Source organism: Pelomonas sp. V22 (assembly GCF_030014915.1).
GTDB lineage: Bacteria > Pseudomonadota > Gammaproteobacteria > Burkholderiales > Burkholderiaceae_C > JAUASW01.
Genome location: NZ_JAGIXS010000004.1, coordinates 196125 through 209629, shown reverse-complemented (window position 1 = coordinate 209629; position 13505 = coordinate 196125). Strand labels below are relative to the sequence as shown.

Genomic DNA, 13505 nt, shown 5'->3' with positions numbered 1-13505 from the left:
CGCACAGTCTAAGGTGCGGGATGGAGCGCGAACTCAGGCCTTGATGCCGGGCAGCAGCTCGAGTTTGGCGGCCTGGTTCTGCTGGTACAGCGAGACGGCCTTGAGCGCGGCCTGCTGCTGAATGGAGCCCTGGGCCGAGGTGCTGCTCTCGGCGGCGAGGTCGGCGTCGACGCGGCGGCTGCGCGTCGCGGCCAGCGATTCGTAGCTGACCGACAGACCGCTGACGGCCGCCTCCAGCCCCGACTGCGCTGCGCCAATGCTGGCCTGCTGGTCGCTCACCTGGGCCAAGGCCTTGTCGATGCGGTCGATGGCGTCGCGAGCGCCGTCCTGGCTGGTCACCGTGGTGGTGTCGAGTCCGAGGCCCTGGGCCGACACATCACCGAGGTTCAGCTGCAGGCTCTGGCCTTCGCCGGTCTGGATAGCGGCGCCGAAGCTGCCATCGAGCAGCGGCCGGCCGTTGTAGCGCGTGCCGGTGGCCTGCTGGTTCAGCGTTTCGCTGAGCTTGGCGTATTCGGTTTCTATGGCCGTGCGGTCGCTGACCGTGAGGCCGGCATCGGCGGCCTGAAGGGCCAGGTCGCGCATGCGCTGCAGGGCGGCATTGACCTGACCGAGCGAGCCGCTGGCGGTATCGGTGAGCGAAAGGGCATCGCTGACATTGCGGCGCAGCTGGCTGGAGTAGCTCAGCTGGGCGGCCAGGCGCACGGCAATGGCTGCGCCGGCCGCGTCGTCGGCGGCCGTGTTGATGCGCTTGCCACTCGCTATCCGTTGGTTGGCTCGGTCTTGGGTACGGCTGGCTTGATCGAGTTGGCGCGCGTTGATTTCGATGCCATTGGCCATCGCAGGTTCCTCGTCAGGAAATCGCTCGCTAGGGCGAAGCATAGGCCGCTGGGGAGGCGCTGTCGAGGCATCAGGGACAATCCCGGGTATGAACCCCCTTGCCTGCGTGACCGGACGCAACTGATATGGCCGTCCTTTCCATCTCCAATGCCCACCTCGCCTTCGGCCACGTGGCCCTGCTCGATGGGGCGAATTTCGCCCTGGAAACCGGCGAGCGCGTCGGCCTGATCGGCCGCAACGGCACGGGCAAGAGCTCGCTTTTGAAGATCCTGGCCGGCATCGACAAGCTGGACGACGGCCTCTTGCAGCTGCAGCAGGGCCTGACCAGCGTCTATGTGCCGCAAGAGCCCGACCTGCGCCCCGAGGCGACCATCTTCGAGGTGGTCAGCGAGGGCGTGGCCGAGGCCAAGGCCCTGCGCGAGCGCTACGAGCGGCATGACGAGAACGACGACCTGGCCTGGGTGCAGGAGCGCATCGAGCACATCGGCGCCTGGAACTGGGAGCAGCGGGTCGACGAGACCCTGCACCGCCTGGGCCTGGACGGCGAGCGCATCGTGGGCTCGCTCTCCGGCGGCCTGAAGAAGCGCGTGGCCCTCGGCCGCGCCCTGGTGGCCCAGCCCGACGTGCTGCTGCTGGACGAGCCGACCAACCACCTGGACCTGGACGCGATCAGTTGGCTGGAAGGCCTCTTGAACGACTTCAAGGGCTCGCTGCTCCTGATCACCCACGACCGGGCTTTCCTGGACAACGTGGCCAACCGCATCGTCGAGCTGGACCGTGGCCAGTTGCGTGGCTACCCGGGCAACTTCGCCGCCTTCCAGGCCGCCAAGCAGTATGAGCTGGAGAACGAGGCCCTGGCCAACGCCCGCTTCGACAAGCTGCTGGCCCAGGAAGAGGTGTGGATACGCAAGGGCGTCGAGGCCCGCCGCACCCGCAGCGTGGCGCGCATCCAGCGCCTCGAAGCCATGCGCCTCGCCCATGCGGCTCGGCGCGATGTGCAGGGCAAGGTGCGGCTTGATATCGACACCGGCCAGAGCAGCGGCAAGATCGTTGCGGAGCTGGAGAACGTCAGCAAGCGCTATGGCGACCGGACCATCGTCAACGACTTCACCGCCACCATCCTGCGCGGCGACAAGGTCGGGCTGGTCGGTGCCAACGGCGCCGGCAAGACCACGCTCCTGAAGCTGATCCTTGGCGAGTTGCAGCCGGACTCGGGCGCGGTGCGCCAGGGCTCGCGCATGACGGTCGCCTATTTCGACCAGATGCGCGACACGCTGAACCTCGATGCCACGCTGGCCGACACCATCAGCCCCGGCAGCGAGTGGATCGAGATCGGCAGCCAGAAGAAGCATGTGAAGAGCTACCTCGGCGACTTCCTGTTCTCGCCGGCACGGGCCAATTCGCCGGTGCGCAGCCTCTCCGGCGGCGAGCGCAACCGCCTCTTGCTGGCGCGCCTGTTCGCCCGCCCGGCCAATGTGCTGGTGCTGGACGAGCCGACCAACGACCTCGACATCGAGACGCTGGAGCTGCTGGAAGAGCTGCTGGCCGACTACGACGGGACGGTCTTCCTGGTCAGCCATGACCGCCGCTTCCTGGACAACGTCGTCACCTCCACCATCGTCAACGAGGGCGAGGGCCGCTGGCGCGAGTACGAGGGCAGCGTGCAGGACTGGCTGATCCAGAGCAAGCGCGCGGCCGCACTGCAGGCCAAGCAGGCCGCCGCTGCACCGGCGCCCGCACCGGCCCCTGCGCCGGCCCCGGCACCGGTGGTGGCCTCCCCCAAGCGCAAGCTCAGCTACAAGGAGCAGCGCGAGCTGGACGAGATGCCCGAGCGCATCGCCGCGCTGGAGGCCGAGCAGGCGGTCTTGAATGGCCTGCTCAACGGCGCCGAGCTCTACACCCAGGGCGCTGCCCGCATCGCTGAAGTGACCGAGCGTGCGGCCGCCATCGACGGCGAGCTGTTGCTGCTGATGGAGCGCTGGGAGGCGCTGGACGCCCGCTGATTCAGGCCTTGTTCAGCTGGCTGGCCGGGATCAAGCTGCCCTGGCCGCGCAGCTGCACCACCAGCTCGCCGTGGCGTATCACCACGTACTCGATGGTGGCGGTCTTGCCGCCATGGCTGACCCGGTCGCCGGGTTTCAGCGCCGGCTGCATGGGCGGCAGCACGATGGGGCGCGGCGCGGCGGCCTTGGGCGCGGCCGGCGCCTTCATCACCTGCATCATGCGGGCGTGCAGCTCGGGGCGCTCCTCGGCCATGCTGTCGAGCGACTTGCGCAGGGTGTCGCGCAGATCGGCGGCGGTGAAGGGCTTCTTCAGCACGAAGCGGGCGCCGGCCTCGGCAGCCCGGGCCTGCAGCTCGGGCGTGATCTCGAAGCTTAGCAGCGCCAGGCGGCAGCCCGGCTGCACCGTCAGCAGTTGCTGGTGCAGGCCGAAGGCATCGAGCTCGGCCTTGGGGAAGCTGTCGCTGATCAGCACATCGGGCCTGAACTCCCGGCCCTGGCTGAGCGCGCTGGCGCTGTCGCCGCAGCAGCGGATGCTGTCGGCCGGAAAACCGTAGCCCTCGAGCAGCTGACGGGCAAAGGTCTGGACACCGGGCAGGGGGTCGACGATCAGGAATCGAAGCGGGCTGGGGCTGCTCATGACGGGCTTGGCAAGGCCGGTTGGACGGACAGTGATACTAGCGGCCCCATCCCCTTTGCGAACACGACCGTGACCTCATCGCGATCACTTTTTTGCACTTCTCCCGCCTTCCTGTTGGTGCTGCTGACGGGCGTCGCACAAGCGGCCGAACCTGCGCCGCTGTGGGAGGCCGGGCTGCTCGGCTTCACGGCCAGCCAGAACGCCTATCCTGGCGCCAGTGAGCGCACGCAGAAGACCTTGGTCCTGCCCTGGCTCATCTACCGGGGGCCGGTCTTGCGGGCCGACCGTGGCAGTGTGGGCCTGCGGGCCGTCAAGACGCCCGAGTTCGAACTGGACATCGGTTTTGCGGCGGCGCTCGGGGCGAGTTCCGAACGGGTGAAGGCTCGCAGCGGCATGCCGGACCTCGGCCTGCTGCTCGAGGCCGGCCCCAAGCTGCGCTGGAACCTGGCCGCCGAGGGGGCGCAGCGCTGGCGCCTGGAGCTGCCCTTGCGTGCCGTGTTCGACGCCTCGGACTCGATGAAGATGCGCGGCTGGTCGCTGGAGCCCGCCCTGCAGCTGGAGCAGCGCGGCGAGACCTGGATGAGCGCCTGGAGCCTGGGGCCCTTGCTCGGCACCCGCCACCTGAGCGACACCTTCTACGGCGTGGCGCCGGCCTATGCGACGGCCAACCGGCCCGCCTACGAAGCCCGTGCCGGCCTGATCGCCTGGCGCGCCAATCTCTCGGTCTCGCGCCCGCTGGCGCCCGACTGGCGGCTGTTTGGTTTTGCCCGCCTGGAAAGCCTGGCCGGCGCAGCCAACCGGGCCAGCCCGCTGGTGCAGCGGCAGAGCGGCGCGAGCGTGGGCATCGGCCTGTCCTGGAGCGGCTGGCGTTCGGAGCGGGCTGCGGCTGACTGAGGTCTGGCCGGGAGCGATGCTTAGGGCTGCTGCCGCAGCTGCTGCAAGAGCCTCCAGAAGCGTGCGTCCTGGGCCGTGGCGAAGTTGATGCGCATGGCGGTGCCAGCGCGGCGCGTGGCGCTGAAGAGCAAGCCCGGCGCGATCAGCCAGCCCAGGTCCAGGAGGCGCTGCGCGAGGCGTTCGGTGTCCACGCCTACGTCGACCCAGCCGAACAGGCCTTGCGGCGGCGTGATGAACTGGCAACCTGCTTCCAGCGCCAGGCGCACGGCGCGCTGGCGCGCGGCATCGAGCCGGGTGTTGACGCGCTCGGCATGGCGGCGCAGCTGCCCCTGTTCCAGGCACAGGGCCACGGCGCGCTCCAGCAAGGGGCTGGTGGTCAGCGTGGACAGCAGCTTCAAGGTGGTGAGCTTCTCGATGCGCTCGGCGCTGCCGGCCAGGTAGCCCACGCGCCAGGCCGGCGTGAGGATCTTCGAGAAACCCGAGACATAGAGCGTGCGCTTGAGCCCGTCCAGCGCCGAGAGCCGCGGCGCGTGGTTGGGCGCCATGAAGGCATAGGTGTCGTCCTCGACGATCAGGAAGTCATGCGCTTCCGCGAGCTTGAGGATCTGGTGCGCGGCCGCGAGGCTCAGCGTCTGGCCGGTCGGGTTGTGCAGCACCGAGACGGTGACGTACATGCGGGGCCGGTGCTCGGCGATCAGGCGCTCCATCACGGCGAGGTCGGGCCCGTCGGCGCCGCGCGGCACCGGCAGCAGGCGCATGCCGGCCTGGGTGAGCCGCGCGTATTCGATGGCCCAGCCAGGGTCGTCCACCAGCACGGCGTCGCCCGGTTGCAGGAGGCCGCGCGTGATCAGGTCCAGCGCGTGGGTGGCGCCCACGGTGGTCAGCACCTGGGCCGGCGTGGCGGCAATGCCGAGGTCGCTGACGAAGCGCTGGGCCAACACCTCGCGCAGCCGTGCATCGCCGCCGGGCTCGCCGTACTGCAACACCAGGGCGTCGGCACTCTGGCTCAGCACCTTGCGCAGGGCGCTTTGCAGCATCGGCAGGTCCAGCCAGTCGGCGGGCAGGGTGCCGAGGCCGGGCGAGGTGGCGGCCTCGGCCTGGAACATGCCGCGTATCAGGGCGGTGGCGTCGAAAGGGCGGTCCGCCGGGGCGGCGGCGGGCGCGGCGCGGGCGGCCGGCTTGGGCCGCGAGGCGGCCTCGCGCACGAAGAAACCGCGCTGCTTGCGGGCCTCGAGCAGGCCGGCAGCCAGCAGCTGGTCGTAGGCCGCCACCACGGTGTAGGGGCTCACGCCGTGATGCTGGGCGCAGTCGCGCACCGAGGGCAAGCGGGCGCCGGGCAGCAGCAGGCGCTGCTGGATGCGCTCCGCGAAACGCTGCGCCAGTTGCTGGGCCAGCGGCACGCTGGAGCCTCGGGTCAGGCTGTCGCGCGGGGTGCTTGTGCTGGTGTTCATGCCAATACAGATCCGTAGGATGTCTGGTCGAGTGTATTGGTTCTGTACTGGTCGGACGGCTAGACTGATCCCTCATGAACCAAGCGAAACCGGCCGATCGATTGCTGGGCATCCTCGGCGGCATGAGCTGGGAGTCGACCTCCCACCTCTACCAGCTGCTGAACCGCGGCGTGGCCGCTCGCCGGGGTGGCCTGCACAGCGCCAACCTGGTGATGCGCAGCGTGGACTTCGAGACCATCGCCGCCCTGCAGCGCAGCGACGACTGGGCGCAGGCCGGCCAGATCCTCGGCGAAGCAGGCGCGGGCCTGAAGGCGGCCGGCGCCACGGCCCTGCTGATCGCCGCCAACACCATGCACAAGGTGGCGGACGAGGTCGAGCGCCTGAGCGGCCTGCCGCTGATCCACATCGTCGACGCGACGGCCGAGGCGCTGAAGAAGGCCGGCGTGCGCCGCGCCGGCCTGCTGGCCACGCGCTACACGATGGAGGGTGATTTCTACCGCGAACGCATGCGCGAGCGCCATGGCATCGAGGTCCTCACGCCGGGTGAGACGACCCGTGCGGAGGTCCATCGCGTGATCTATGAAGAGCTGTGCCGGGGCCAGATCTGCGAGCCCTCGCACCAGTTCCACCGCCGCGCCATCGCCGAACTGGCGGGCGCGGGTGCCGAAGCCGTGATCCTCGGCTGCACCGAACTCTGCCTCTTGCTGGACACCCAGCGCGACGGCGACATCCTGCCGCTTTTTGATGGCACGGCCCTGCATGCGCAGGCCGCCATCGACTGGCTTACCTATGATTCCCAGGGCTGACCCTTGCAGCCGCCAACCGAGAGCCCCATGAGCACTGTCTGGACCCAAGCGCGCCGCGCCGCGCGCATGAACCCTTCCATCATTCGCGAGATCCTCAAGGTCACCGAGAAGCCCGGCATCCTGTCGATGGCTGGCGGCCTGCCCTCGGCCGACACCTTCCCCGTCGAGGCGCTGAAGGCGGCCTGCGACGAAGTGCTGAGCAAGAACGCCAAGGAGGCGCTGCAATACGCCGCCAGCGAGGGCTTTGCGCCGCTGCGCGAATGGGTGGCACAGCGCGTGTCGGCCCTTGGCATGAAGGTGGATCCGGACCAGGTCCTTATCACCAGCGGCTCGCAGCAGGGCCTGGACCTGGTCGGCAAGATCCTCTGCGACCAGGGCGCGCCGGTCGCCGTCGAGACGCCCACTTACCTCGGCGCGTTGCAGGCCTTCACGCCCTACGAGCCCATCTTCGCCAGCCTGGAGAGCGATGAAGAAGGCGTGCGCCCCGAGGCCTTCGGCCGCCTGGCCCACGATGCGCCGGGCACGCGCTTCGCCTACCTGCTGCCCAATTACCAGAACCCCACCGGTCGCGTGATGAGCCTTGAGCGCCGGCAGGCCGTGGTGGCGGCGGCCAAGGCGGCCGGCGTGCCCATCGTCGAAGACAACCCCTACGGCGACCTGTGGTTCGACGAGGCACCGCCGCCGGCCCTGTCCTCGCTGTGGCCGGAAGGCTCGATCTACCTGGGCTCCTTCTCCAAGGTGCTGACGCCGGGCTTCCGCCTGGGCTACATCATTGCGCCCAAGGAGCTGTACCCGAAGCTGCTGCAGGCCAAGCAGGCGGCCGACCTGCACACGCCGGGCTTCAACCAGCGCGTGGTGCACGAGGTCATCAAGAACGGCTTCCTGGACCAGCATGTGCCCAGCATTCGTGCCCGCTACAAGGCCAACCGCGACGCCATGGCCGAAGGCCTGAAGAAGCACCTGCCGGCCGGCTGCGAATGGCTGCAGCCCCAGGGCGGCATGTTCTTCTGGATCCGCCTGCCCGAGGGCTTCGATGCGATGGCGCTGCTGCCGCAGGCCGTGGATGCCGGCATCGCCTATGTGCCTGGCGCGGCGTTCTACGCCAGCAACCCCGACCTGCGCACGCTGCGCCTGTCCTTCGTGACGCTGACGCCGGACCTGATCGCTGATGGCATCGCCATCCTCGGCAAGGTGCTGCGCGAGGCGCTGGCTGTGGTGGAAGAGCCGACGCCCTGATGGACGTTCGGATGGAAGCCTTGCAGGCAGAGGGCTGGCGCGTCGATCGGGCGTGGAGCGAGGCTGATTTCGAGCGAATCCATGCCTTCCTCAGCCGCTCCTACTGGAGCGAGGGCATTCCGCGCGAGACGCTCGCACGGGCCATGCGTGGCTCGCTCAACTTCGTGCTGCGCGATGCCGAGGGGTGCTTGCAGGGCTATGCCCGCGTCATCACGGACCAGGCCACGTTCGCCTACCTCTGCGATGTGTTCGTCGAGGAAGCGCAGCGCGGGCGCGGCCTCGGCGACTGGCTGATCCAGCAGATCATGGCCGCGCCCGAGCTGCAAGGCCTGCGCCGCTTCTCGCTGTTCACCCGCGATGCCCATGGCCTCTATGAACGCCATGGCTTCAAGCCGCTGGCCACGCCGGACCGGGGCATGGAGATCACCCGTCCCGGCCTCTACCTCCAAGCTAAAAAGCCATGAGTCTTCTGCGCCGTTTTGTCCAAGTCGATGTCTTCACCGCCGAGGCCCTGAAGGGCAATGCGCTGGCCGTGGTGGTGGATGGCGGCGGCCTGAGCGATGCCGAGATGGCGGCGTTCGCGCGCTGGACCAATCTTTCGGAAACGACCTTCCTCCTGCCGCCCACGGATGCTGCTGCCGACTATCGCGTGCGCATCTTCACGCCGGGCGGCGAGCTGCCGTTTGCCGGCCATCCGACGCTGGGCTCAGCCCACGCCTGGCTGGCCAGCGGCGGCGACCCGAAGAAGCCGGGCGAGGTGGTGCAGCAATGCGAGATCGGCCTGGTGCGCGTCAAGCGCTCGGGTCAGCGCCTGGCCTTTGCGGCGCCGCCGCTGCGCCGCTCGGGCCCGGTGGAGCCGGCGCTGCGCGAGCAGGCCTTGCGTTCGCTGGGTATTGCCGAGGCGGAGCTGCTGGACCTGGTCTGGGTCGACAACGGCCCGCAGTGGATGGTGGCGCGGCTGCAGAGCGCCGAGGCCGTGCTGGCCCTGAAGCCCGACTTCGTGGCGATGAAGGGCCTGAAGCTCGGCGCGGTTGGTGCCTACCCGGCCGGCTCGGCCCTGCAGTTCGAGGTGCGAGCCTTCGTGCCCGGCCTCGGCGTGCCCGAGGACCCGGTCACCGGCAGCCTCAACGCCGGCATCGCCCTGTGGCTGATGCAGGCCGGCCATGCCGGCGAGGCCTATGTGGCCGGGCAGGGCAAGGCCCTGGGCCGCGATGGCCGCGTGCATGTCTCGCGCGATGCCGAGGCCACCTGGATAGGTGGCGACGTGACGCCCTTGATCCATGGCCAGGTCCGGCTGTAGGCCGGCTCTAGGGTTTTCCTGATCACCCCTGGGTTAACACGGGGCTTCCTCTCTGTCGCGCCGCTTTGGCGGTGCGCTCTGCGCCCACTCGGATAACAAATGGTTTGGCGGAGCCGTGCATGAAGTCATGCCGCCTATCGCCCACTTCTCCTACCTTCCGGGCCGCGAGTCGCATGCAGCGGCCGCGTACCGATACAGATCGTTGGAGGAGAAGGAAACCATGGCTACGAAAGACTATCGCCCCGCCTCATGGCGGACCCGGCTGGCGCTGTGCGCGCTGTCCACGGCGGCATCACTCGCTTGCGCCGCCGAGAAGAACCCCAGCATCCGCTTCAAGCGCGGCAGCTTCGACCCACTGACCAACAGCGCCCGCACGGCCAGCAACCTCGGCGAGGCCGGTGTCTACCTGGTGCAGTTCCAGTCGCGCCCGGGTCAGGCCGAGCATCAGCGGCTCAAAGCCCTGGGCGGCAAGGTGCACCACTACGTGCCGGACAACGCCCTGGTGGTGCGCTTTCCGGCCGGCGCGAGTCTGCAGGCGGCCAGCCTCGCTGGCGTGCGCTGGGTCGGCCCGCTGACCGCCGAGGACCGCCTGGCGAGCAGCCTGCAGGAGAGCGGCAAGCGCAAGACGCTGGCGGCCGGCGCGGCGGCCGGGGGCGAGGCCAAGCGCTACAGCATCCTGCTGTTCGAGCGTGACGAGGCCAGCCGCAAGGCCGTGGCCCAGCGCATCCGCGAGCTCGGTGGCCAGGTGCACATGGCCGGCCCACGGGGCCGCCTGCTGGACGCGACGCTGACACCCAGCGCCATGCGCCAGCTGGCCTTGGCCTCCGAGGTGCAGTTCATCGAGCCTTGGTCGGCCCCGAGTTCCGATGAGGTGCTGTACCGCGACCTCGGCGGCGCCAATGTCGTCGAGACCGAGTCCGTTGCTCATTACAAGGGCGAGGGTGTGAACGGCGAGGTGATGGACGGCGGCTTCTTCACCACCCACCAGGAATTTCTGGCCCGTCCGCCGCGCCTGCACGGCACGAACGGCAGCGACACCTCGCATGGCACGGCGGTCGGCAGCATCGTCTTCGCCAGCGGCGTGAACACGGCGGCGCGCGGCATCCTGCCGATGGGCAACGCCATCTTCGCGGCCTATCCGCAGCTGGCCTCGGGCGGGCGTTACGCCCACACGCAGGAGCTGGTCAACCCCACGGGCCCCTACCGCGCGGTCTTCCAGACCAACAGCTGGGGCTCGGCCCTGACGACGGAATACACCGCGATCAGTGCCGACATGGACGACATGATCTTCGACCTGGACCTGCTGCTCACGCAGTCGCAGAGCAATGACGGCACGCGCAATTCGCGCCCGCAGGCCTGGGCCAAGAACGTGGTCTCGATCGGCGGCGTGCGGGGCTACGGCACGGCCAGCAAGGCAGACGACTGCTGGTGCGGCAGCCCGGGCACCGGTGGCAGCATCGGCCCGGCGTCGGACGGCCGCGTCAAACCCGACCTCTCGCACATCTACGACGCCAAGAACCTCGCGCTGAATACCTCGGCCACCGGCTACACCTCGATGAACGGCACCAGCTTCAGCACCCCGGCCGTCGGCGGCCTGTTCGGCCTGCTGTTCCAGATGTGGGCCGATGGCGTGTTCGACGGCGGCCCCGGCAGGAACCGCGACGTGTTTGACAGCCGTCCCCATGCCGCCACGGCCAAGGCGCTGATGATCAACATGGCCTCGCAATACACCTTCAGCGGCGCCGCGCATGACCTGACCCGCGTCCACCAGGGCTGGGGCTTTGCCGACGTCGGCAACGTCTACCGCGTGGCCCAGGCGGCGAACTGGCGGCTGCCTATCCTGATCGACGAAAGCGCGCCCATCACGCAGGGCCAGAGCCACAGCTATGCCGTCGACGTCTCGGGCAGCGAACCGCTGAAAGTGACCCTGGTCTACCGCGACCCGGCCGGCTCGCCGGCGGCGGCCGTCGACCGGGTCAACGATCTGTCGCTGAAGCTGACCAGCCCGAACGGCACGATCTACTGGGGCAACAACGGCCTGCTGGAAGGCAACTGGAGCACGGCCGGCGGCGCAGCCAATACGGTGGACACGGTGGAGAACGTGTTCATCCAGAACGCCCAGGTGGGGCGCTGGACGGTCGAGGTTGTGGCCACCGAGGTGGTGCAGGACGGCCACGTGGCCACGCCGGCGCTCGATGCCGTCTATGCCCTGGTGGGCACGCGCGGCTTGGGCAGCGGCCTGCCGAGCGTCAGTGCCGTGACTTCGGTGCCCACGGCTTCCGAAGCGGGCCTGGTGCCGGGTGCCATCACCCTGAGCCGCAGCGGCGCGACCACGGCGTCGCTGACGGTGCGCTACTCGGTCAGCGGCACGGCCACGGCCGGCAGCGACTACCAGGCGCTCACCGGCACGGCCGTCATCCCGGCGGGCAGCGCCTCGGTGGTCGTGCCCGTCCAGCCCATCGACGACACGCTGGTCGAGTCGGCCGAGTCCGTCGTGCTGACGCTGACGGCCGGCACCGACTACCAGATCAGCGGCGGCAGCGCGACGGTGAGCATCAGCAGCGACGACCAGGCACCGGTGCCCCCCACCGTCTCGGCCGTGGCCACCACGGCCGTGGCGCGCGAGGCCGGCCTGGTGCCGGGCGTGGTGACCGTCAGTCGCAGTGGCGCGACGACGGCGGCGCTGAGCGTTGCCTACACGGTGTCGGGCACGGCTGCGGCCGGCAGCGACTACCAGGCGCTCAGCGGCACGCTCACCATTCCGGCCGGCAGCAGCAGCGCGACGATCACGGTCACGCCGATCAACGACACGCTGGTCGAACCCGACGAAACGGTGCAGGTGACGCTGAGCCCCGCCAGCGCCTACATGGTGGGCGGCAGTGCGGCCACGGTGACCGTGGTCAGCGATGACGTGGCGCCGCTGCCCAGCATCAGCGTGGTGGCCAGCACGCCGACGGCGCGCGAGGCCGGGCCGGTCAACGGCCAGTTCACCATCAGCCGCAGTGGTGCCACCACGGCCGCGCTGACGGTGAACTACAGCGTGTCGGGCACGGCGACCTCGGGCAGCGACTACACGGCCTTGTCCGGCAGCGTGACCCTTGCTGCGGGCGCGAGCTCGGCGGTGGTCAACGTGGTGCCGATCAACGACACGGCGGTGGAGCCCGATGAGACCGTGGTGCTGACCCTCTCGGCGAGCAGCAGCTACAGCGGCGGGGGCAGCAGCGGCACGGTGAGCATCGTCAGCGACGACGTGGCCAATCCGGTGCAGCAACTGAAGGCCAACCGCGTGTTCGACAACAAGAACAACAAGGCCTACACCAGCGGCGACCCGCTCAACGACATCAACAGCACGGCCGAGGAGAAGAAGCTCGAGGTCGAATCGGGCAGCAGCTCCTGGTGGGAGATCGAGTACGCCAATGCTGTGAGCGGCTTCGCGCCGCGCAGTGCGGTCGTCGCGCTGGAGCATCGCGCGGAAGCGGGCTGGTCCGGCACGTTCACGCTGCAGCTGATGAACGGCAGCACCGTGCTGGGCAGCCGCACGGTGACGGCGAGCAGCAGCAAGCAGCGCCTCGACTGGGACGTCAGCAGCCTGCTGAACACCGAGGCCAAGCTGAACGCTGCCAAGATCCGCGCCATCAATCAGGGCAATGGCAAGAAGGTCTGGCTCAGCTACAGCCTGTTGAGCGCGCAGTAGGCTGGCGTCTTACAGGGTGGCACCCGTGGATCCGGCTTTGCCGGTCCACTGGGTGCGCCCCCTTGAGGGGGGAAGCGCGTAAGCGCCTCGGGGGTGGGCCTACTTCTCAGCCTGGAACGTGTCGTGGCAGGCCTTGCAGGTCTTGCCGACGGCGCCGACGGCCGCCTTGATCTGGGCGAGGTCGCCGCTCTTGCCGGCCGCTTCCAGCTTGGGGATCTCGGCCTGGAAGGCGTCGGCCGCTTCCTTGAACTTGCCGGCCTCGCTCCAGACCTCGGGCTTGGCGCGGTGCGGCAGGCCCTTGTCGGTACCCGGCCCGAAGGAGTTGAACGGCAGCTTGGACAGCATGGCCACCAGCTGCGCGTTGTCGGCCGCCACGCTGGCGTCGAAGGGAATGCGGCCCTGGGCCATGCCGCCAAGGCGGCCGAAGTGCGAGCCCAGCAGCGTCATTACCGACTGGCGGTACTTGATGGCTTGCTCGGGGCGAGCTTGGGGCTGGGCCTGGCTGGACAGGGCGACGCACAGCGGCAGTGCTGCGCATGCGGCGATCATCAGTTGACGCTTCATCTGTGGATCCTTTGCGGCTAGGTGGGCGGGGAGCTGCGGCCAGTCGGGCGCTGCCCGCGCGAGTGTATGGAATTTGCAGCCGC

The 13505-nt window shown here is 69.2% G+C and carries 11 protein-coding genes; 7 read left to right on the top strand and 4 right to left on the bottom strand.

Going from position 1 to position 13505, the window contains the following annotated elements:
- Nucleotides 1-33 precede the first annotated feature (33 nt).
- The gene (locus J7U46_RS15195) at nt 34-837 is read right to left on the bottom strand and encodes a flagellin (RefSeq protein WP_282827268.1); all 804 of its coding nucleotides are present in this window, start codon (nt 835-837) and stop codon (nt 34-36) included.
- A 125-nt stretch (nt 838-962) separates the two neighbouring features.
- Here J7U46_RS15195 and J7U46_RS15190 point away from each other — a divergent pair, with 125 nt between their 5' ends.
- Nucleotides 963-2840 (top strand): ATP-binding cassette domain-containing protein, encoded by a 1878-nt coding sequence (locus J7U46_RS15190; RefSeq protein ID WP_282827266.1) that lies wholly within the window; start codon nt 963-965, stop codon nt 2838-2840.
- 1 nt (nt 2841) lies between these two features.
- On the opposite strand, the gene J7U46_RS15185 is transcribed toward J7U46_RS15190, so the two are convergent.
- Nucleotides 2842-3477 carry a response regulator gene (locus tag J7U46_RS15185; protein ID WP_282827264.1) on the bottom strand — a complete coding sequence of 212 codons (636 nt, stop codon included), beginning with the start codon at nt 3475-3477 and terminating at the stop codon, nt 2842-2844.
- A 117-nt stretch (nt 3478-3594) separates the two neighbouring features.
- Here J7U46_RS15185 and J7U46_RS15180 point away from each other — a divergent pair, with 117 nt between their 5' ends.
- On the top strand, nt 3595-4371 hold the full coding sequence (locus J7U46_RS15180; RefSeq protein ID WP_282827262.1) for a MipA/OmpV family protein: 777 nt from the start codon (nt 3595-3597) through the stop codon (nt 4369-4371).
- Nucleotides 4372-4391: 20 nt separating this feature from the next.
- Here the strand turns inward: J7U46_RS15180 and J7U46_RS15175 are convergent, their stop codons facing one another.
- Nucleotides 4392-5822 (bottom strand): PLP-dependent aminotransferase family protein, encoded by a 1431-nt coding sequence (locus J7U46_RS15175; RefSeq protein ID WP_282827261.1) that lies wholly within the window; start codon nt 5820-5822, stop codon nt 4392-4394.
- Between the two features lie 74 nt (nt 5823-5896).
- On the opposite strand from J7U46_RS15175, the gene J7U46_RS15170 reads away from it, so the two are divergent.
- From J7U46_RS15170 to J7U46_RS15150, 5 genes are all read left to right on the top strand, one after another.
- On the top strand, nt 5897-6628 hold the full coding sequence (locus J7U46_RS15170; RefSeq protein ID WP_282827259.1) for an amino acid racemase: 732 nt from the start codon (nt 5897-5899) through the stop codon (nt 6626-6628).
- A 27-nt stretch (nt 6629-6655) separates the two neighbouring features.
- On the top strand, nt 6656-7864 hold the full coding sequence (locus J7U46_RS15165) for a PLP-dependent aminotransferase family protein (RefSeq protein ID WP_282827258.1): 1209 nt from the start codon (nt 6656-6658) through the stop codon (nt 7862-7864).
- Entirely contained in the window at nt 7864-8328 is a 465-nt protein-coding gene (locus J7U46_RS15160) for a GNAT family N-acetyltransferase (protein WP_282827256.1), read from the top strand. Before J7U46_RS15165 ends, J7U46_RS15160 begins: the two co-directional genes overlap by 1 nt.
- Nucleotides 8325-9164 carry a PhzF family phenazine biosynthesis protein gene (locus tag J7U46_RS15155; RefSeq protein ID WP_282827255.1) on the top strand — a complete coding sequence of 280 codons (840 nt, stop codon included), beginning with the start codon at nt 8325-8327 and terminating at the stop codon, nt 9162-9164. Before J7U46_RS15160 ends, J7U46_RS15155 begins: the two co-directional genes overlap by 4 nt.
- Before the next feature lie 220 nt (nt 9165-9384).
- Entirely contained in the window at nt 9385-12858 is a 3474-nt protein-coding gene (locus J7U46_RS15150; protein ID WP_282827253.1) for a Calx-beta domain-containing protein, read from the top strand.
- Nucleotides 12859-12957: 99 nt separating this feature from the next.
- On the opposite strand, the gene J7U46_RS15145 is transcribed toward J7U46_RS15150, so the two are convergent.
- On the bottom strand, nt 12958-13422 hold the full coding sequence (locus J7U46_RS15145) for a cytochrome c (protein WP_282827251.1): 465 nt from the start codon (nt 13420-13422) through the stop codon (nt 12958-12960).
- Between the last annotated feature and the right edge of the window lie 83 nt (nt 13423-13505).